This is a genomic window from Streptomyces rubiginosohelvolus, assembly GCF_014649875.1.
GTDB lineage: Bacteria > Actinomycetota > Actinomycetes > Streptomycetales > Streptomycetaceae > Streptomyces > Streptomyces rubiginosohelvolus.
Genome location: NZ_BMTW01000002.1, coordinates 1 through 19,913, shown reverse-complemented (window position 1 = coordinate 19,913; position 19,913 = coordinate 1). Strand labels below are relative to the sequence as shown.

Sequence of the window (19,913 nt, the reverse complement as noted above, 5' to 3'; positions counted from 1 at the left end):
GCGAACCCGCCGAACGCACAGGAAAGCCGCCGTCCGCATGCCGGGACGGCGGCTTTCTTCGTTCGCGAGATTTCAACAAAGTGTTGACGTCGTGTTGCGGAGGGCGTTAGCTATCCGCAGCCCGAACAACGCACAGCGAAAAACAGCCACGGAGGCTCCCGTGACTTCGAGCTCCACACCGGGCCTCACCCGGTTCAACACCCTGGCGGACGGCGAGGCCACCCCCGCACTGCACGAGGTGTGTGCCAGTGCGACCTGGGGAAACACGATCCTCGCCGGGCGTCCGTACGCCACCGAAGAAGCCCTGCTCTCCGCGAGCGAGGCCGCCATGGCGACGCTCACCGCGGAGGATCTGGCCGAAGCGATGGCCGGCCACCCGCCGATCGGCCGCCCGAAGCCCGGCGACCCGACCTCCTCCCGTGAGCAGCGGGGGATGGCCGGCGCCTCCGAGGAGCTCAAGACCGAGATGCTCGAACTGAACCTGGCCTACCAGGAGCGGTTCGGACATGTCTTCCTGATCTGCGCCACCGGCGCCACCGGTGAGCAGATGCGCGACGCGGTGAAGTCCCGGATCGGGAACTCGCCCGAGCAGGAGCAGGAGATCGTGCGCACCGAACTGGGCAAGATCAACCGCATCCGGCTGACCCGTCTCGTGACGGAGGCCCTCGCAGAGGACGCCCCCGCACAGGACTCTTGAGATCTAGGAGAGTGACGGTCTTGAGTACCGACACGACCGCATCGGTGTCCACCCACATCCTGGACACCAGCATCGGCCGCCCCGCCGCGTCCGTCGCCGTCTCGCTCGCCGCCCGCAGCGGCAGCGACGCGCCGTACGTGACGCTCGGAGCGTCCGCGACCGATGCGGACGGGCGTTGCAAGGACCTGCCGGCGCTGCCGGAAGGCACGACCCACGTGCGTCTCGCATTCGACACCGAGACGTATTTTTCCAAGAAGCAAGCCGAGGCGCAGCAGGACGCCCCCCGCGTAAGGGACAGCGGCGCGTTCTTCCCGGAAGTGACGATCGCCTTCGCGGTCGTCCCGGGCGAGCACTACCACGTACCGCTGCTGCTCAACCCGTTCGGCTACTCCGTTTACCGAGGGAGCTAGCACCGACATGCCCACGATTCTCGGCCAGAACCAGTACGGCAAAGCAGAGAACCGCGTCGTCAAGATCACGCGGGACGGCGACACCCACCACATCAAGGACCTGAACGTCTCTGTCGCCCTCTCCGGCGACATGGACGACGTGCACTACTCCGGCTCCAACGCCAACGTCCTGCCGACCGACACCACCAAGAACACGGTGTTCGCGTTCGCCAAGGAGCACGGGATCGAGTCCGCCGAGCAGTTCGGCATCCACCTCGCCCGGCACTTCGTCTCCTCGCAGGAGCCGATCCACCGCGCCCGGATCCGGATCGAGGAGTACAGCTGGGAGCGCATCGCGACCTCCGACGGCAACTCCAAGTTCATCGGCGCCGACGAGGTCAGGCACTCCTTCGCCCGCAAGGGCATGGAGACCCGCGTCTCCCAGATCACCTACGACGGTGAGAACTGGGAGGTCATCTCGGGCCTCAAGGACCTGACCGTGATGAACTCGACCAATTCCGAGTTCTGGGGCTACGTCAAGGACAAGTACACGACGCTGAAGGAGGCGTACGACCGCATCCTGGCGACGGACGTCTCGGCCCGCTGGCGCTATAACTGGACCAGCGACGAGCAGCGCATGCCGAACTGGGAGAAGTCCTACGAGCAGGCGCGCAAGCACATGCTCCACGCCTTCGCCGAGACGTACTCCCTCTCGCTCCAGCAGACCCTCTACCAAATGGGTTCGCGCATCATCAACAGCCGCAGCGAGATCGACGAGATCCGCTTCTCGCTGCCGAACAACCACCACTTCCTGGTGGACCTCGAACCGTTCGGCCTCAAGAACGACAACGAGGTCTACTTCGCGGCGGACCGTCCCTACGGTCTGATCGAGGCCACCGTGCTCCGGGACGGCGTCGAGCCGAAGATCCCGGTCGACATGACCAACCTCTGACGCGGCACTGAACCGGCCGCCGTCCGCCCATAGACGGGCGGCGGCCGGTCATCCCGGAGGGAACACCCATGGCACAGCCTGCAACGGGGCCGGCCGAAAGCCCAGGCAAAGACCCCTCGAAAACCCTCGCCGACACGGCAGTTCACCCGGTCGACGAGAAGCTTCCCCCCGCGCGGCTCGTCCCCGCCGCGCTCCAGCACATCGCCGCCATGTACGCGGGCGTCGTCACCCCTCCGCTGATCATCGGCCAGGCCGTCGGCCTGGACACCGCCGGCATGACCCGGCTCATCGCGGCCAGCCTCCTGATCGCCGGACTCGCCACCATCCTCCAGACGATCGGTCTCGGCCCCTTCGCCGGAAACCGGCTCCCCTTCGTCAACGCAGCCTCCTCCGCCGGGATCGCGCCGATGCTCGCCATCGCCGAGACCAGCGCACCGGGCCACCAACTCCCCGCGATCTACGGGGCGGTGCTCGTCGCCGGAGTCTTCTGCCTGGCCGTCGGGCCGTTCTTCGGCCGACTGCTGCGCTTCTTCCCGCCGCTCGTCACCGGCGTGGTCATCACCCTCATCGGCGTCACCCTCATGCCCGTGCCCGTGGCCTGGGCGCAGGGCGGCGACGCCACCGCCGACGACTTCGGCGCCATGAAGTACCTGGCGCTGGCCGCCTTCACCCTCGTCGTCATCCTGCTCGTCCAGCGCTTCGGGCGCGGCTTCCTCAAGCAAGTCGCCCTGCTGGTGGGCATGTTCGTCGGCACGCTGGCCGCGATCCCGTTCGGACTCGCCGACTTCTCCGCGCTGAAGTCCGCACCGCTCGCCGCCCTGCCGACGCCCTTCGCCTTCGGAGCGCCGGAGTTCCAGCCCGCCGCGATCCTCTCGCTCTGCATCGTCATGCTCGTCCTGATGACGGAGTCCTCCGCCGGGATGCTCGCCCTCGGCGAGATCTGCGAGCGCCGCACCGACGGGCGTACGATCACCCGCGGCCTGCGCACCGACGGCATCGCCACCCTCCTCGGCCCGGTCTTCGGCGGCTTTCCCACCAGCGCCTTCGCCCAGAACGTCGGGGTCGTCTCACTGACCCGCGTCCGCAGCCGGTACGTCGTCGCGGCGGCGGGCGGAGCCCTGCTGATCCTCGGCGCCTTCCCGGTGCTCGGCGCGGTCGTCTCGCTCGTGCCCATGCCCGTCCTCGGCGGCGCCGGCATCGTCCTCTTCGGCTCCATCGCGGTCAGCGGCATCCGTACGCTCTCCGAGGCGGGCCTCGACGACAGCTCCAACATCATCCTGGTGGCCGTCGCGCTCGGCGCGGGCATCATCCCGCTCGCCGCGCCCACCTTCTACGCCGGATTCCCGGCCTGGGCGCAGACTGTCCTCGGCTCCGGGATCAGCGCGGGAGCACTGGTCGCGGTCGTGCTCAACCTGTTCTTCCACCATCTCGGCACCCACAGCCGTAACGCTGTGGCACTCAAATCCTCCTAGGGTCCTGCCGTGCCCACATCGCCACAGAGAGAAGAAGGAAGCGCCATGGCAGCTTCGGCAGACCCTCAGCGCATCGTCATCGAGAACTGTTCGATCGCCACCGTCGACGCCCACGACACGGAGTACGCCTCCGGGTACATCGTCGTGGCGGACAACCGCATCGAGTCCGTCGGCGCGGGCAAGGCCCCGGAGGGCCTGACCGGTGTCGTCCGGCGCATCGACGGCACCGGGCACCTCGCCACCCCCGGCCTGGTCAACACCCACCACCACTTCTACCAGTGGATCACCCGGGGCCTGGCCACCGATCACAACCTCTTCAACTGGCTGGTCGCCCTCTACCCGACCTGGGCGCGCATCGACGAGCCGATGGCCCGCGCCGCCGCGCAGGGCTCGCTCGCGATGATGGCCCGCGGCGGGGTCACCACCGCCATGGACCACCACTACGTCTTCCCGAAGGGCTCCGGCGACCTGTCCGGCGCCATCATCGGGGCCGCCCGTGAGATGGGCGTACGCTTCACCCTCGCCCGGGGCTCCATGGACCGCAGCGAGAAGGACGGCGGCCTGCCCCCTGACTTCGCCGTCGAGACCCTGGAGGGCGCGCTCGCCGCCACCGAGGCGACGATCGACGCCCACCACGACGCCTCCTTCGACGCCATGACCCAGGTCGCCGTCGCTCCCTGCTCGCCCTTCTCGGTCTCCACCGAACTGATGCGCCAGGGCGCCGAGCTGGCCCGCCGCAAGGGTGTGCGGCTGCACACCCACGGCTCGGAGACCGTCGAGGAGGAGCAGTTCTGCAAGGAGCTGTTCGGGATGGGCCCGACCGAGTACTTCGAGTCGACCGGCTGGCTCGGCAACGACGTGTGGATGGCCCACTGCGTCCACATGAACGACTCGGACATCGCCGCCTTCGCCCGTACGGGAACCGGCGTCGCCCACTGCCCGTCCTCCAACGCCCGCCTCGCCGCCGGCATCGCCCGGGTCCCCGACATGCTCGCCGCCGGTGTACCCGTCGGCCTCGGCGTGGACGGCACCGCCTCCAACGAGTCCGGCGAACTCCACACCGAGCTGCGCAACGCGCTGCTCATCAACCGCCTCGGCGCCCACCGCGAGGCCGCCCTGAACGCCCGTCAGGCCCTGCGCCTCGGGACCTTCGGCGGGGCCCAGGTGCTGGGCCGCGCCGACCAGATCGGCTCCCTGGAGGCCGGCAAGCTCGCCGACCTCGTCCTGTGGAAGCTGGACACCCTGGCCCACTCCTCGATCGCCGACCCGGTGACCGCGCTCATCTTCGGCGCGGCCGCCCCGGTGACCCTCTCCCTCGTCGACGGCAAGCCGGTCGTCGAGGGCAACCACCTCACCACGGTGGACGAGGACGCCATCGCCCGCGTCACCCGCGACGAGGCCCGCCGCCTCGCGCAGATCGCCGCCGGGGCCTGACCCCCGGCGGCATCCCCGACCGGCCGGTCTGGGGGGACGGCCCGAGACCGGCCGCCGTGGACCCGAGCGGGGTCCACGGCAGCCGGTCCGGCGGACGCGCGCCCCATGGTGCGCGCCCGCCGGACCGGTGATGAACGCTGCCCGCACACACCCCCGTGCGCGCCCCTTCCGCACCCCCCTCTGCACGACCTGCACCACCTGAGAGAGCCGCAAGCACCACCGCACCACTTACGCACCACCTCCCTGAACCCCACGTCGCCGACGACGTGTAACCGACCGGAGGAACCGCCGTGGCCGCTAAGCCCAGGTTTCGCAAAGACGCAGACGCAGCCTCCCCCGACGTGACGGACGACGCCGTCACGGAAGCAGAAGCAGGTGACGGCCGGAAACATCCGGTCGACGAAACCCTCCCCCCACTGAAGATGTTCACCAGCGGCCTCCAGCACGTGGCCGCCATGTACGCGGGCGTGGTGGCCCCGCCGCTCATCGTGGGGCCGGCCGTCGGCCTCACCGCCAAGGAGACCGCCTTCCTGATGGGGGCGAGCCTCTTCACCGCGGGGATCGCCACCCTGCTCCAGACCATCGGCTTCTGGAAGGTCGGCGCCCGGCTGCCCTTCGTCAACGGCGTCTCGTTCGCCGGGGTCGCCCCGATGATCGCGATAGGCAAGGACCGGGGCCACGACGGGATAGCCGTGATCTTCGGCGCGATCATCGTCGCGAGTCTTCTGGGCTTCGTCCTCGCCCCGTACTTCTGCAAACTGGTGCGCTTCTTCCCGCCCGTCGTCACCGGCACCGTGATCACCCTGATCGGCGTTTCGCTCCTCCCGGTCGCCTTCAACTGGTCCCAGGGCGGCAACGCCACGGCCGACGACTACGGTTCGATGACCAACATCACCATGGCCGCCGTGACCCTGGTCATCGTGCTGGCCCTGCGCAAGCTGCTGAGCGGCTTCCTCCAGCAGATCGCGATCCTGCTCGGCCTGGTCATCGGCACGCTCATCGCCATCCCGGCCGGCATCACCGACTTCGGCGCCATCAAGGAAGCCGACGTGGTGGGCTTCCCGACCCCGTTCGCCTTCGGCGCCCCGCAGTTCGAGATCGCGGCCATCATCTCCATGTGCATCGTGATGCTCGTCTGCATGACCGAGTCCACGGCCGACATGCTGGCCCTCGGCAAGATCGTCGGCCGCCCGGCGGACGAGAAGATCATCGAGGGCGGTCTGCGCGCCGACACCCTCGGCAGCGCCATCAGCCCGCTCTTCAACGGCTTCATGTGCAGCGCCTTCGCCCAGAACGTCGGCCTCGTCGCCATGACCAAGATCCGCAGCCGCTTCGTCGTCGCGGCGGGCGGCGGCATCCTCATCGTCCTCGGCCTGGTCCCCGTCGCGGCCTCCGTCATCGCCCTCGTACCGCTCCCGGTGCTCGGCGGCGCGGGCATCGTCCTCTTCGGTACGGTCGCGGCCAGCGGCATCCAGACCCTGGCGACCGCTGCCATGGAGAAGGGCGAGAACGCGCTGATCGTGGCGGCGGCCCTCGGTATCGGCCTGATCCCGATCGCGGCGCCGCAGTTCTACCACGCCTTCCCGGAAAGCCTGCTGGTCGTCCTCGACTCGGGCATCTCCACCGGCTGTGTGGTGGCGATCGTGCTGAACCTCGCCTTCAACCACTTCGGCCGCAAGCCGGAGGCGGCGGACGAGGAGCAGCAGCCCGGCGAACACGTGGTGCCGGCGGCCGCCGGGGTGGGCGTCCACTGACCCCTGGGGGATGTCCGCCTCGTGACAGCGGCCCGGTGGGACCCCGCACGGTCCCGCCGGGCCGGCGCGCGTCCGGGACCCGTGGCGCGGGCGGCCGCCCGTCGGCGGTAGCGTCGGGGGCATGGAAGATCAGTCTGTTGTGGATGTCGGCGATGTGCGCCTCGCGTACCGGGCCTGGGGCGACGCGTTCGGCTCGCCCGTCGTGCTGCTGCACGGCCTCGGCGGTTCGGCCGCGCACTGGGAGGCGGCCGGCACCCTGCTGGGCCAGGAGTGGCGGGTCTACGCCCTGGACCTGCGCGGCCACGGCGAGAGCGACTGGCCCGACGACTACGACCTGGAGCTGATGGCCGAGGACGTCGTGGGCTTCCTCGACGAACTGGAGCTGGACCGGGTCGGCCTCGTCGGCCACGGCATGGGAGGCGTCGTCGCCCGGTTGGTGGCCCAGGAGCACTCCGACCGGGTGGAGCGGCTGGTGCTGGTGGAGACCCCGGCCCCGTTCCCCGGCGACCCGGGGCCGGCCGGCCGTGCCGAGGGCCCGGTGGACTACGACGAGAACGCGGTCCCCGCCGTCCACGACCAGCTCGCCGACCCCGGCCCGGACGCGGCCGAGCACCTCGGCGACATCGTCTCCCCGACGCTGATCATCACCGGGGGCCCGGAGAGCGAGATGGAACAGCACCGCCAGGCGGACGTGGCCGCCCTCGTCCCGGACTGCCGCCTGATCACGGTCCCGGGCGGCCACCGCATGCACGAGACCCGGGCGGACCAGGTGGCGGCGCACATCACGGAGTTCTTCACCAGCTGAGAGGCTTCATGCGCGCGGGTGCGCGCGGCGGTCAGGGACGGATGATCCGGCGGACCAGCTCCGGCGTCCACTCGACGTACTCGATCTCCACTCCGTCGGCATGCCGGGCGTAGAGGAACCGCCCCGTCGGCCCGGCGGTCTCGGGAGTGGTGATCGTGGCGTCGGCGCGCTTCAGGGTGGCCTGCAGAGCGCTCAGGTCGTCCACGACGACCGTCGCGGAGGCGTGGGCGTACCGCGCGCGTTCCTCGGCCGGGCCCGCGATGACCAGGAAGTTCCCGATGGCGGCGAGGGCGATCTCCTCGAAGGCCGTGCGCAGATGGGGCTGCTCGCCGGTCAGCTCCTCCAGCAGCGGCAGTGCCTGGTCGAGGTCGTCGGCCCAGAGGCGCGCGTAGGTTTTGAGGATGGTCATGAGGGGGCGCTCCCAGCGGTCTCTTCCCGTGTGCTGTCCCGTGTTCTGGAACCGTAGGCGGGCAGGTCCACCACGGGGAAGAAGGCACTTTTCGGTGAGAGAGGCACCTGGACGAAACCGAGCGGTGCCTCACGCATCCGTGATGTGGCGGGCCTCCTTGCCTCAGACCACCGACGGCCGCCAGTCCGGGCGCCGACCGCTGAGCGCGATCACCCGGTCCAGCAGCGGGGCGTCGGCCGGCACCGGGACGGGCGGCGCGAAGATGCCTCCGCGGTCCGGGTCGTCCTCGTCCGGGGCGAGCAGCACCTCGCAGGACCGCAGCTCGGCCTCGCCCGCCGTGTACGGCTGCCCGGTCGAGCGGGCCAGGTCCCAGCCGTGGATCACGAGTTCGTTGAGCGCGACGGCCCCGGCCACCTCGCCGGGCAGCTCGATCCCGCCCGCCCGGGTCATGCCCGTCCAGGCGTCGGGCGAGCGCCAGGCCGCCGCCACCTCCTCCAGCCGCCGGGGCAACACCTCGCGCCAGTCGTCGTCGAGGACGGGGAGGGCCGCGTCGGGGGAGGTGGCCGTGCTCGGCCCGAGGTCCTTGCGGGCGGCGTCGCGGAAGGCGGTGGCCAGCCCGGTGAGATGGCCGAGCAGCTCCCGTACGGCGTAGTCGGGGCAGGGGGTGGGTCCGTCCAGCGCGCCGTCGTCGACCGGACCGAGCAGTTCGGCGATCCGCCGGGCGGCCGGCTCCAGGTCAGGAAGGCCGGCGGGCTCGTGCGAGGCAGGCGCGGGGGTCTCATGCGTGTCCATACAGAGAAGACACCTCCGCCACCGGAAACTCATCGGTCGACGCACCTGTCCGGAGCGGCGCGGCGGGCGACGCAACCCGGCATATAGCGGAAGGTTCCCGGCCGGACTCTTGTCGGAGGCCCCCACGACATGTCATACAGGTCTGGACCATTGCTGTCCGGATGGAAGGCACCACCGTGCAACGCCCCCACATATCTGCCGCGTTGGCCTGTTCCGCCCTGCTTCTGACCCCCCTCCTCTCCGCCTGCGGTGGTACCGCCGAAGCCGACACCCAGCCGCCCGGCACGCCGGAGAACGTGACCGCCCAGGCCAGTAGCTCCACCTCGGTGCACGTCATGTGGAAGGCCGCCCCCGACGACGAGAAAGTCGCCGGATACGAGGTCTACCGGGGAAAGAGCAAGGTCAAGAGCGTCCCGATGACGAAGACCATGATCGACGTCGACGGTCTGACGGCCTCGACGGACTACACCTTCAGCGTCCGGGCCAAGGACACGGCAGGGAACCTCTCCGCGCCCAGCAAGGCCGTCCCCGTCACCACCCAGGCCACCCCGCCGAAGGACGACGAGCCCCCCACCACCCCGGCGAAGCTGACCGGCCGCGCCGACGGAAGCCGTGGAGCCACGCTCACCTGGGGTGCGGCCAAGGACGACGTCGGCGTCACCTCGTACGACATCTACCAGGAGGACTCCCGGATCCACAGCGTCCCCGCCTCCGAGACCACGGCGAAGCTCACGGGGCTGCGCCCGGGGACCGTCTACACCTTCACCGTCCGGGCCCGGGACGCCTCCGACAAATCCTCGGCCGACAGCAACACCCTCGACCTCACCACCGCGTCCGCCCCCGGCGCCCCCGCGAGCACGGCCCCCACCGGCCTGCGGACCGAAGTGGCCAAGGCGGGCGACCTGTTCGCCCTGGACCTGTCCTGGGACCAGCCCGACACGGGCGGGACCATCCCCGCGTACGAGCTGTACATGAACGGCAAGCTGACCACCACCATCGTCTGGGGCGGTACGCCCCCCAAGGGCCGTGCCACCTACCGGCTCGACCTCCCCGACCCGGCGGGCACCCGCTACTCGGTGAAGCTCAGGGCGAAGCTCCCGGACGGCAAGTGGGGCGACTTCTCGGCCCAGCGGACGGTGGTCCTGGCGGACTGACGATCCAGGGGGCGGGCATCACCAGGTCATCCCCGTGCCGCCCCCTGCCGCCCTCCCGTCGTGCCGACTGCCGCGCCGCCTCCGGACGCCCCCGCCCCGCACCGCCCCCGGGCGATGGCCGGCCCACTCTTGCGGTGCCCGTACGTCCTCCGCGAGGCTGCCGGCCATGACCGTTGACGAGGCATGGGACGGCATCGAGGACTGGCTGCGCGCCAATGCCCCAGGCAGCCACTCGGGGCTTCCTCCGCCGGCCGCCCCGGGGAAGATCCAGGCGGCACAGGACACGACCGGCTGCGCCTTTCCGGCCGAGTTGGCGGCCTCGCTGGCCCGGCACGATGGGTCGGGCGAGTTCCTCCTGCCGCCGCTTCACCGGCTCCATGGCACCCGTCTGATCGTGGCGGAGTACCGCACATACCGGCGCGCGGAGCAGGAGCGGAGCCCGGGGGAGCACACCTGGTGGGACGCGCGCTGGATACCGCTCGCCGACGACGGATGCGGAAACAGCCTCTTTATCAGCCAGGCGCCCGGGCCTTCGTTCGGCCGGATCGGAGACCACACCAAGGACGGCGGCGGATCGTTCTCCGAGGATGGGGCGTCGGCGTCGCTCGGGGCGTTCCTTGAGTCGACGGCCCAGGGTCTCCATGACGGTCACTGGGATGAGTACGAGCCGTACGTCGACGACGACGGCTTCCTGGACTGGCGCGAGCCGGACGCGGACATCGTCGTGGCCTGGGACATGCAGGAGATGAACCGGCGCTACGGGTTCGGGTGAGGAGTGCGGATGGAGCGGCAACGCACGGGAAAGCCGACGGACGCGGAAGCGGGGGTGCTGCCGCCCGCGACGCGTGCACCACGCTGGCGTACCGCCGGCTGGGTGCTCGCCGGGCGGCTGTGCGCCGCAGCATCGAGCGGGCGCTCCCCGGGGCGGCCGGCAGGGCATGCACGGACGGTGGACGGGGGGACGTGTGAGCGAGCTCCTGACCGGTCGGCCGACGTCCATGGGGCCAGGGGGTCAGGCGACAGCCCCGTCCCCGGCGCTGTGCGGTGCCGGGGACGGGGCCGTGCTTCGTGCACGCGGTCCGGATCAGCGCAGCTGCTCGTACGCGGGCAGGGTCAGGAAGTCCGCGTAGTCCTGGTCCAGGGAGACCTGGAGCAGGAGGTCGTGAGCCTGCTGCCACTTGCCGGCGGTGAAGGTCTCCTCGCCGATCTCCTCGCGGATCGCGGCCAGTTCCTCGGCGGCGACCTTGCGGGCCAGGTCCGCGGTGGCGTGCTCGCCGTTCTCGAAGACCACGTCCGCGTTGATCCACTGCCAGATCTGCGAGCGGGAGATCTCGGCGGTGGCCGCGTCCTCCATCAGGTTGAAGATGGCGACCGCGCCCAGGCCGCGCAGCCAGGCCTCGATGTAGCGGATGCCGACCGCGACGGCGTTGCGCAGGCCGTCGTACGTGGGGCTCGCGTCGAGCGAGTCGATGGCGATCAGATCGCCCGGGGCCACCGCGACGTCCTCGCGCAGCCGGTCCTTCTGGTTGGGCTTCTCGCCGAGGACCGCGTCGAAGGAGGCCAGGGCGATCGGGACCAGGTCGGGGTGGGCGACCCAGGAGCCGTCGAAGCCGTCGTTCGCCTCGCGGTCCTTGTCGGCCTTGACCTTCTCGAAGGCCACCTTGTTGACCTCGGCGTCGCGGCGCGAGGGGATGAAGGCCGCCATGCCGCCGATCGCGTGCGCGCCGCGCTTGTGGCAGGTGCGGACCAGGAGTTCGGTGTACGCCCGCATGAACGGGGCGGTCATCGTCACCGCGTTGCGGTCCGGCAGGACGAACTTGGCGCCGCCGTCACGGAAGTTCTTGACGATGGAGAAGAGGTAGTCCCAGCGGCCCGCGTTCAGCCCGGCGGCGTGGTCGCGCAGCTCGTAGAGGATCTCCTCCATCTCGTACGCGGCGGTGATCGTCTCGATCAGGACGGTCGCGCGGACCGTGCCCTGCGGGATGCCGACGTAGTCCTGGGCGAAGACGAAGATGTCGTTCCAGAGGCGGGCCTCCAGGTGCGACTCCGTCTTCGGCAGGTAGAAGTACGGGCCCTTGCCGAGGTCGATCAGCCGCTGCGCGTTGTGGAAGAAGTAGAGGCCGAAGTCGACCAGCGCGCCGGGCACGGAGACGCCGTCCAGCTGGAGGTGACGCTCCTCCAGGTGCCAGCCGCGCGGTCGCATGACCACCGTGGCCAGCTCGTCGGCGGACTTCAGCGCGTACGACTTGCCGGACTTCGGGTCGGTGAAGTCGATGCGGCGCTCGTAGGCGTCGGTGAGGTTGAGCTGGCCGAGGACGACGTTCTCCCACGTGGGGGCGGACGCGTCCTCGAAGTCGGCGAGCCAGACCTTCGCGCCCGAGTTCAGGGCGTTGATGGTCATCTTGCGGTCGGTCGGACCGGTGATCTCCACGCGGCGGTCGTTCAGCGCCGCCGGCGCGGGCGCGACCTTCCAGGAGTCGTCCGCGCGGACCGCCGCCGTCTCGGGCAGGAAGTCCAGCGTGGACGTGCGGGCGATCTCGGCGCGGCGCTCTCCGCGCCGGGCGAGCAGCTCATTGCGGCGCGGGGTGAACTGCCGGTGCAGTTCGGCCACGAACGCGAGGGCCGCGTCGGTCAGGACCTCTTCCTGCCGGGGCAGGGGCTCGGCATCGACGATGGCCAGCGTGGACGGCGCTGGTGCGGACATGAGCTGTCACTCCTTCAGCGGGCGGCGGCGTCTCGACGGCCGCCGGGTCGCCTGAGACGGCACGGCGTGCCATGGCTCCGAGATACGGCCGTGGGTGCCGTCTGAGGTTCAGAGGGCTTCTGACCAGTGGATAGTAGTTTCCTCATGGTGGAAGTTCAATGGTTTGTTGATGTCGAGATTCTCCGGGTCGACAGAAACGGGCCGACGGCGGCGCAGCGTGCCAGCGCGGCCACGCACGGTTGACCGCCCTCGGCGGGCCGCCCCGCCGAGGGCGGCGGCTCCGCGTCACTCCAGGTGCTTGAGGTCCTGCGAGGTGTCGATGTCGTACGCCTCGGCCACATCCGAACACTCCACGAGCGTGATCGCATCGCGGTGCTCCCGCAGATAGGCGCGCGCTCCCTGGTCGCCGACGGCCGCCGCCGCGATGTCCGGCCACCGGTCCGCCCCGAACAGCACCGGATGGCCTCGCTCCCCGCCGTACGAGGCCGCCGCCAGGCTCATGCGCGAGCCGTACGCGAGCCGCACCCGCGCCACCGCCTCCGCGCCGATCCCCGGCTGATCGACCAGGAGGACGAGCGCCGCATCCGCGTCCGTAGCCGTCAGGGCCGCCAGACCCAGCCGGAGCGAGGAGCCCATCCCCTCCTCCCAGCCCGGGTTCACGCTCACCGAGCAGCCGGTGAGATCCGCCCGGGCCCGCACCTCCTCGGCCGCCGCGCCCAGCACCACGTGCAGCGGGCCGCAGCCGCCGTTGCGCAGGGAGCGCACCGCGTGCTCGATCAGCGGGCGGCCCCGGTGCGCCAGCAGCGCCTTCGGGCGGCCGCCGAGCCGACGGCCCCCTCCGGCCGCCAGTAGCACCCCCGCGACCTCGGGGTTCTTCGCCCTGTGCGGGCCGTCCGTCGCCATGTCCTCAACCATGAGGTCTGGATACCACTGAGTCCTTCGCACACGCGACACGCATGTCACCCTCAGGGGTAACCCTGATTTCTTTCCGTGGGCTGGCGCGCACTGCCTGTTATGGCGTTAACTTGCGGGCGAACCCGGGGACTTGGCCACCACCCCGGATTCGGGGGAGACACCGGCACAAGGACGTGCGAGGGGGAGTGCTGTGTTGCGAAGCGTGGGACAGAAGCCGCTGACCGGCAGCGACGAGGACCCGAGGGTGGCCGAGCTGCGGATGGCCGTCTCGCGGCTGCGCCGGGAGCTGGCCGGTCTCCGGACCGACTTCCCCGACCGGCCGATCGCCGAGGACGAGCTGGCGGCCCTGGACGCCATGGCCGTCAGCGGTGTCCCGGAGATCCCCCGGATGCGCCGTTCCCTGCTGCTGATCGCGGGGGCGATCGGCTCGGTGAGCGCGGTGGCGGCGGGCCTGCGCGAGGTGCGCAACGCGGTCGACCTCTTCGGCGAGCCCCCGCGCGGGTGAACGCCCCCACGGAGCGTCCGGCCGGATGACCCGCCGGGTGACCCGCCGGGCGTGTCCCGTCAGCGGCGGATGAGCCTGCGGGCCGTGGCCGCGGCGACCGCCGACGTACGGGAGTCGACGCCCAGCTTGGCGTAGATGTGCACCAGGTGGGACTTCACCGTGGCCTGGCTCAGGAACAGCCGCTTGCTGATCCGCAGGTTCGACAGGCCCTCCCCGACCAGCTGCAGCACCTCCAGCTCCCGCCGGGTCAGCGCCTCGGCCGGGGTGCGCATCCGGTCCATCAGCCGGTGCGCCACCGAGGGCGCCAGCGCCGAACGGCCCGCCGCCGCCGTGCGCACCGCGGCCGACAGCTCCTGCGGCGGCGCGTCCTTCAGCAGATAGCCGCTCGCCCCGGCCTCGACCGCCGCCAGGATGTCCGCGTCGGAGTCGTACGTCGTGAGGATCAGGACCCGGGGGCCGTCCGGTGCGGCGGTGATCGTCGCCGTGGCCTCCGCACCGTGCATCCCCGCCCCGAACTGCAGGTCCATCAGGACCACGTCGAAGCCGCCCGCCGCCGCCAGAGCGACGGCCTCCTCGGCGGTGGCGGCCTCACCGGCGACCCGGAAGCCCGGCTCGGTGTCCAGCACCGCGCGCAGCCCCGCCCGGACCACCGGATGGTCGTCCGCGAGCAGCAGCCGGACCGTGTCCCCGCCCTCGCCCGAGCCCTTGGTCACGCCGCACGCTCCGCTTCCGCGACGGGCAGCGGCAGCGTGAGCGCCACCGCCGTGCCCTGGCCGGGCGCCGACTCCACGCTCAGCGCACCGCCGAGCGATCCGGCGCGCGCCCGCATCGCCGGCAGCCCGAAGCCGCCGTCACCGCCCTCGCCCCGCTCCTGGACCGGAGCCCCCGACGGGTCGAACCCCCGCCCGTCGTCCACGACGTCCAGCGCCACCGAGGTGTCCATGAAGCTCAGGGTGATCTCCGCCCGACGGGCCTCCGCGTGGCGCACCGTGTTGGCCAGCGCCGACTGGGCGGTCCGCAGCAGCGCCACCTCGTACGGGGTCGGCAGCTTCACCGGGGTGCCGCTGACCGCGAACCGAACGGTCAGCTCCGGGGCGGTCGTGCGCGCGCAGAGCCGCTCCAGCGCGGCGGCCAGCGACCCGCGCTCCAGGTCCGGCGGGGTCAGCGCCCGCACGAAGGAGCGAGCCTCGGCCAGATTGGCCTGCGCCGCCTCACGGGCGGCCCGCACGTGCGGGGCGGCCGGGGCGTTCTCGGGCAGCGATCGTTCGGCGGCGCGCAGCAGCAACTGGATGCTGGACAGCCCCTGGGCCAGCGTGTCGTGGATCTCCCGGGCCAGGCGCTCGCGCTCGGCGAGCGTCCCGGCGGTACGTTCCGCCTCGGCGAGGTCCGCCCGGGTGGCGACCAGCTCCACGATCAGCTCCCGCCGCCGTTCGCTCTCCCGGAAGAGGGCGTCGTACCCGAGGACCGTGGCGACGGCGACCGCCGCGCCGATCAACGGCCCGATGAACGCGCCGGGTTCGATCTCCTGCCGGTGCACGACGAAGCTCGTGATCGCGGCGGCGGCGGTGACCACGACGGCGGGCAGCGCCCAGCGCATCGGCAGGAAGTGGAGCTGGAGGAAGTAGAGCGGGAAGGCCACCCACAGGGCGTCCGGCGACAGCACCAGCAGCACCGCCCACAGCGCCCACAACCCGCCCAGCCACCACGCCCCCGCCGGCGTGCCCGGCTGTACGGAGAACGCCGGCCGTACGGAGTCGCCAGGCTGTGCGACGGAGGTGCCCGGCCGTTCGGAGGACGAGCGCGCCGCCCCCGCCGCGTACAGGGCCGCCGTCAGCAGCGTCACGGTCACGACCGCCACCGTGTCCGGCGCGCCCTCGCCCACCGCGCGCACCATCACCAGGGCCAGCAGCCCCGCCAGCAGCGCGTGCAGACAGAGCCGCAGGGCAGCCGTGACGTGGGTGTGCGATCGCGAATCCATGGTCCGTCCAGCGTAGCCGCGGGCTCTCCGGACCCGGTCAATCGAAAGGTTGATCCCGGGCCCGTCCGCCGCGCGATGTTTTCCCGTCCGCCCCGGACGACGCTGGGGCCATGTTCGTCGCATGGAGAGACCTCCGCTTCGCCAAGGGCCGGTTCGCGCTCATGGGCTCGGTCGTGGTGCTGATCACGCTGCTCGTGGGCCTGCTGTCCGGCCTCACCGCCGGGCTCGCCCGGGAGAACACCTCGGCCGTCACCGGGCTCGACGCCGACCACCTGGCCTTCGCCGCGCCCCCGGGCGGGCAGGCGGAGTCGTTCGCCGACTCGACCGTGCGGGAGGACGACTGGCTGGCCTGGGCCGCCCGGCCCGGGGTCGAGGCCGCGCAGCCGGTCGGCATCCGCACCCTGAACGCCAACGCCGGTGAGCGGAGCGCCGCCGTGTCGGCCTTCGGCGTCGAACCGGACGGCACGCTCGGGCCGGACGGGATCGGCCCCGGGCGCATCGTGCTCTCCGAGGAGGCGGCCGAGGAGCTGGGCGCCGCCGCCGGTGACCGGATCGCGCTCGGCGCAACCGAACGGGAGGTCGCCGCCGTCGCCACCGACGCCTCGTACAGCCACACACCCGTCGTCTGGACCACCCTCGACGACTGGCAGCAGGTCGGCCACGACGGTGCCGGGCCCGCCGAACAGGCGACCGTGATCGCCCTGACCACCACCGGCGGGGTGGACCTCGCGGCGGGGGACGCGGCGGCGGGCACCAGCACCCTCACCCTCGACGACTCCCTCACGGCGATCGGCTCCTACCAGGCGGAGAACGGCTCGCTGCAACTGATGCGCGGCTTCCTCTTCGCCATCTCCGCGCTGGTCATCGGCGCGTTCTTCACCGTCTGGACGATCCAGCGCAGCGGTGACGTCGCCGTACTGAAGGCGCTCGGCGCGTCGACCCCGTACCTCCTGCGCGACGCGCTGGGACAGGCCGTCGTGATGCTCGTCCTCGGTACGGGACTGGGCGCCGCCCTCGCCGCCGGGGCCGGGGCCCTGATCGGCGGGGGAGCCGTGCCGTTCGTCCTGGACGCGGCGACCGTGCTCGTCCCGGCCGCCGTGATGATCGCCCTCGGCGCGCTCGGGGCCGCCCTGTCCGTCCGGCGGATCACCGCCGTCGACCCGCTCACCGCACTCGGGAGTGCCCGATGACGCTCACCCTGACCGACGTCACCCTCACCTACCCGGACGGCGAGGGCCGGCTCACCGCCCTGGACCGGGTCTCGCTGGACGTACCGCCGGGCACGCTCACCGCCGTCGTCGGGCCGTCCGGCTCGGGCAAGTCGAGCCTGCTCGCGGCCGCCGCCACCCTGGTCACCCCGGACTCCGGTGAGGTCGTGGTGGCCGGGACACCGACGGCCGGGCTGAGCCGCGCGGGGCGGGCGGCGCTGCGCCGGGACCGGATCGGCATCGTCTTCCAGCAGCCCAGCCTGCTGCCCTCGCTGACCGCCGCCGAACAGCTCCAGGCCATGCGTCATCTGTCCGGGGGATCCGCCCGCGGTGCCCGGCGCCGGGCCCTGGAACTGCTCGACGCGGTCGGGCTCGCCGACCGCGCCGGCCGGCGGCCGCACCAGCTCTCGGGCGGTCAGCGCCAGCGCGTCAACATCGCGCGGGCCCTGATGAACGAGCCGGCGGTCCTGCTCGTCGACGAGCCGACCAGCGCACTCGACCACGTACGCGGCGGGGCCGTGCTCGACCTGATCGTCACCCTGACCCGGGAGCGCGCCACCGCCACGGTGCTGGTCACGCACGACCGGACGCACCTGGACCGGGTGGACCGCACGGTGACGATGGACGACGGACGGCTCACGGTCCCGGCCGGGGTGTGAAACGCCCGGGGGAGGTCAGCCCCCGTTCGTCCCACTGCTCGCCAGCGCCTCGGACAGCTCGCCCGCGACCTGCTGGAGGATCGGCACGATCCGCTCCGTGGCCGCCTCCGTCACCCGTCCCGCCGGGCCCGAGATGGAGATCGCGGCCGAGGTGGGGGAGTTCGGCACGGAGACCGCGAGGCACCGCACCCCGATCTCCTGCTCGTTGTCGTCCACCGCGTATCCGGCGCGCCGCACCTGCTCCAGGGCGTCGAGGAAGCCCTCCGGCGTGGTGATCGTCTTCTCCGTGGCGGCGGGCATGCCCGTACGGGCGAGGAGCGCGCGGACCTCGTCGGCGGGGGTGTGCGCGAGGAGCGCCTTGCCCACGCCGGTGGAGTGGGGCAGGACGCGCCGGCCGACCTCGGTGAACATCCGCATCGAGTGCTTGGACGGCACCTGGGCGACGTACACGATCTCGTCCCCGTCCAGCAGCGCCATGTTCGCCGTCTCGCCGGTCTCCTCGACCAGTCGGCTGAGGTAGGGGCGGGCCCAGGTGCCCAGCAGCCGGGAGGCGGACTCGCCGAGCCGGATCAGCCGGGGGCCCAGCGCGTAACGGCGGTTGGGCTGCTGGCGTACGTACCCGCAGACGACCAGGGTGCGCATCAGCCGGTGGATGGTCGGCAGGGGCAGACCGCTGCTCGCGGACAGCTCGCTCAGCCCGACCTCGCCCCCGGCGTCGGCCATCCGCTCCAGCAGATCGAAGGCGCGCTCAAGGGACTGCACCCCACCGCTGGTACCGGAGGGCTTGGAGTCGGCTGTGCTGGCGTGGGACGGCGGCACGTCAACGGTCCTTTCGAAGCGGAAGGCAAGGCAGCAGCCTACCGGGCGGTTCCGATGGGGCCCACAGCTCCCCGGTCGGCGTCCGTGCCGGTCAGGGCCTGTTTTGTCCGGGTGCCGCCGGTCGGTTCGGACGGCTCGGCGCCGCCCCTCCTGGCCCATGCTACGTTCCGCAGTTCGAAAACCGACTTTTACTTTGTGGAAACCTCCAGTCGTGGCGGCAGGGCTGGCCCGTCGGGCCGCCGTACCGGAAGGTGGGTCTTGACGAGGGGGTTTCCCGAGTGAAGACTCCATCGGAGCTTCAACAGTTCGTTGAATTCCTGTTGTGATCATCCTGGAGTGAAGGAGCACAGGTGTCCGGTGTGGACGTGAACCTGGTACTGCGCTCGACGCGCGTCGTCACCCCCGAGGGCACCCGCCCGGCGGCGGTCGCCGTCGCGGGCGGGACGATCGACGCGGTCCTGCCGTACGACGCCGACGTGCCCGCGGGCGCCCGTCTGGAGGACTTCGGCGACGACGTCCTGCTGCCCGGCCTGGTCGACACCCACGTCCATGTGAACGACCCCGGCCGCACCGAGTGGGAGGGCTTCTGGACCGCCACCCGCGCGGCCGCCGCCGGTGGCATCACCACGCTCCTGGACATGCCGCTCAACTCCCTCCCGCCGACCACCACCGTCGACCACCTGCGGACCAAGCAGCAGGTCGCCGCCCCCAAGGCGCACGTCGACACCGGCTTCTGGGGCGGTGCGATCCCGTCCAACGTCAAGGACCTGCGACCGCTGTACGAGGCCGGGGTCTTCGGCTTCAAGTGCTTCCTGTCGCCCTCCGGGGTGGAGGAGTTCCCGGAGCTGGACCAGGAACAACTGGCACGCTCCATGGCGGAGATCGCCGGATTCGGCGGACTGCTCATCGTCCACGCCGAGGACCCGCACCACCTGGCCGACGCCCCGCAGCGCCCCGGCCCCGCCTATGCCGACTTCCTGGCCTCCCGCCCGCGCGATGCCGAGAACACCGCGATCGAAGGGCTCATCGCCCACGCCAAGCGGCTGAACGCCCGCGTCCACGTCCTGCATCTGTCGTCCTCCGACGCGCTGCCGCTGATCGCCGCCGCGAAGCGCGAGGGAGTCCGCGTCACCGTCGAGTCCTGCCCGCACTTCCTCACCCTCACCGCCGAGGAAGTCCCGGACGGGGCGACCGAGTTCAAGTGCTGCCCGCCGATCCGCGAGGCCGCCAACCAGGACATCCTGTGGGCCGGGCTCGCCGACGGCAC

At 71.6% G+C, this 19,913-nt stretch carries 20 protein-coding genes; 13 read left to right on the top strand and 7 right to left on the bottom strand.

The window, feature by feature from the left end; genetic code table 11:
- Positions 1-160 precede the first annotated feature (160 nt).
- The 7 genes from uraD (at position 161) to IE134_RS07435 (ending at position 7,503) form a co-directional block, all read left to right on the top strand.
- Positions 161-697, top strand: a complete 537-nt coding sequence (uraD, locus tag IE134_RS07465; protein WP_189429970.1) for a 2-oxo-4-hydroxy-4-carboxy-5-ureidoimidazoline decarboxylase — start codon at positions 161-163, stop codon at positions 695-697.
- A gap of 20 nt (positions 698-717) precedes the next feature.
- Positions 718-1,107, top strand: a complete 390-nt coding sequence (gene uraH / locus IE134_RS07460) for a hydroxyisourate hydrolase (RefSeq protein WP_030710199.1) — start codon at positions 718-720, stop codon at positions 1,105-1,107.
- A 7-nt stretch (positions 1,108-1,114) separates the two neighbouring features.
- Entirely contained in the window at positions 1,115-2,038 is a 924-nt protein-coding gene (gene pucL, locus IE134_RS07455) for a factor-independent urate hydroxylase (RefSeq protein ID WP_010064248.1), read from the top strand.
- Positions 2,039-2,106: 68 nt separating this feature from the next.
- Positions 2,107-3,510 carry a nucleobase:cation symporter-2 family protein gene (locus IE134_RS07450; protein WP_030710200.1) on the top strand — a complete coding sequence of 468 codons (1,404 nt, stop codon included), beginning with the start codon at positions 2,107-2,109 and terminating at the stop codon, positions 3,508-3,510.
- 45 nt (positions 3,511-3,555) lie between these two features.
- On the top strand, positions 3,556-4,944 hold the full coding sequence (locus tag IE134_RS07445) for an 8-oxoguanine deaminase (protein ID WP_030710201.1): 1,389 nt from the start codon (positions 3,556-3,558) through the stop codon (positions 4,942-4,944).
- 341 nt (positions 4,945-5,285) lie between these two features.
- Entirely contained in the window at positions 5,286-6,698 is a 1,413-nt protein-coding gene (locus IE134_RS07440; protein ID WP_229823416.1) for a nucleobase:cation symporter-2 family protein, read from the top strand.
- 121 nt (positions 6,699-6,819) lie between these two features.
- Positions 6,820-7,503, top strand: a complete 684-nt coding sequence (locus IE134_RS07435) for an alpha/beta fold hydrolase (RefSeq protein WP_030710203.1) — start codon at positions 6,820-6,822, stop codon at positions 7,501-7,503.
- A gap of 31 nt (positions 7,504-7,534) precedes the next feature.
- Here the strand turns inward: IE134_RS07435 and IE134_RS07430 are convergent, their stop codons facing one another.
- The gene (locus tag IE134_RS07430; protein ID WP_030710204.1) at positions 7,535-7,912 is read right to left on the bottom strand and encodes a VOC family protein; all 378 of its coding nucleotides are present in this window, start codon (positions 7,910-7,912) and stop codon (positions 7,535-7,537) included.
- Positions 7,913-8,074: 162 nt separating this feature from the next.
- Positions 8,075-8,704 carry a TIGR03086 family metal-binding protein gene (locus tag IE134_RS07425; RefSeq protein WP_097983714.1) on the bottom strand — a complete coding sequence of 210 codons (630 nt, stop codon included), beginning with the start codon at positions 8,702-8,704 and terminating at the stop codon, positions 8,075-8,077.
- Between the two features lie 161 nt (positions 8,705-8,865).
- Between IE134_RS07425 and IE134_RS07420 the strand changes: the two genes are divergently transcribed.
- Positions 8,866-9,858, top strand: coding sequence for a fibronectin type III domain-containing protein (locus IE134_RS07420; protein WP_189429968.1), 993 nt, complete (start codon positions 8,866-8,868; stop codon positions 9,856-9,858).
- Between the two features lie 166 nt (positions 9,859-10,024).
- On the top strand, positions 10,025-10,630 hold the full coding sequence (locus tag IE134_RS07415; RefSeq protein WP_189429966.1) for an SMI1/KNR4 family protein: 606 nt from the start codon (positions 10,025-10,027) through the stop codon (positions 10,628-10,630).
- 312 nt (positions 10,631-10,942) lie between these two features.
- Here IE134_RS07415 and aceB read toward each other — a convergent pair whose 3' ends face one another.
- Together aceB and IE134_RS07405 are read right to left on the bottom strand one after the other, a co-directional pair.
- Complete coding sequence (gene aceB / locus IE134_RS07410) at positions 10,943-12,562, bottom strand: malate synthase A (protein WP_097990669.1); 1,620 nt, start codon at positions 12,560-12,562, stop codon at positions 10,943-10,945.
- Positions 12,563-12,847: 285 nt separating this feature from the next.
- Positions 12,848-13,477, bottom strand: coding sequence for a nucleotidyltransferase family protein (locus tag IE134_RS07405; RefSeq protein ID WP_373296748.1), 630 nt, complete (start codon positions 13,475-13,477; stop codon positions 12,848-12,850).
- 202 nt (positions 13,478-13,679) lie between these two features.
- On the opposite strand from IE134_RS07405, the gene IE134_RS07400 reads away from it, so the two are divergent.
- The gene (locus IE134_RS07400; RefSeq protein WP_179888262.1) at positions 13,680-13,982 is read left to right on the top strand and encodes a DUF5955 family protein; all 303 of its coding nucleotides are present in this window, start codon (positions 13,680-13,682) and stop codon (positions 13,980-13,982) included.
- A gap of 59 nt (positions 13,983-14,041) precedes the next feature.
- Here the strand turns inward: IE134_RS07400 and IE134_RS07395 are convergent, their stop codons facing one another.
- Positions 14,042-14,695, bottom strand: a complete 654-nt coding sequence (locus IE134_RS07395; RefSeq protein ID WP_098895726.1) for a response regulator — start codon at positions 14,693-14,695, stop codon at positions 14,042-14,044.
- Positions 14,692-15,960: a sensor histidine kinase gene (locus tag IE134_RS07390; RefSeq protein WP_189429964.1), complete on the bottom strand. Its 1,269-nt coding sequence runs from the start codon at positions 15,958-15,960 to the stop codon at positions 14,692-14,694. Before IE134_RS07390 ends, IE134_RS07395 begins: the two co-directional genes overlap by 4 nt.
- A gap of 110 nt (positions 15,961-16,070) precedes the next feature.
- On the opposite strand from IE134_RS07390, the gene IE134_RS07385 reads away from it, so the two are divergent.
- A complete protein-coding gene (locus IE134_RS07385; protein WP_098895725.1) occupies positions 16,071-17,150 on the top strand; it encodes an FtsX-like permease family protein in 1,080 nt (359 codons plus the stop codon).
- On the top strand, positions 17,147-17,827 hold the full coding sequence (locus IE134_RS07380) for an ABC transporter ATP-binding protein (RefSeq protein WP_098020359.1): 681 nt from the start codon (positions 17,147-17,149) through the stop codon (positions 17,825-17,827). The genes IE134_RS07385 and IE134_RS07380 overlap by 4 nt, the downstream gene beginning before the upstream one ends.
- A gap of 15 nt (positions 17,828-17,842) precedes the next feature.
- Here IE134_RS07380 and IE134_RS07375 read toward each other — a convergent pair whose 3' ends face one another.
- Positions 17,843-18,646 carry an IclR family transcriptional regulator gene (locus IE134_RS07375; protein WP_010064232.1) on the bottom strand — a complete coding sequence of 268 codons (804 nt, stop codon included), beginning with the start codon at positions 18,644-18,646 and terminating at the stop codon, positions 17,843-17,845.
- Between the two features lie 350 nt (positions 18,647-18,996).
- Between IE134_RS07375 and allB the strand changes: the two genes are divergently transcribed.
- A partial coding sequence (gene allB, locus IE134_RS07370; protein ID WP_189429961.1) for an allantoinase AllB occupies positions 18,997-19,913 on the top strand: 917 nt, incomplete at its 3' end.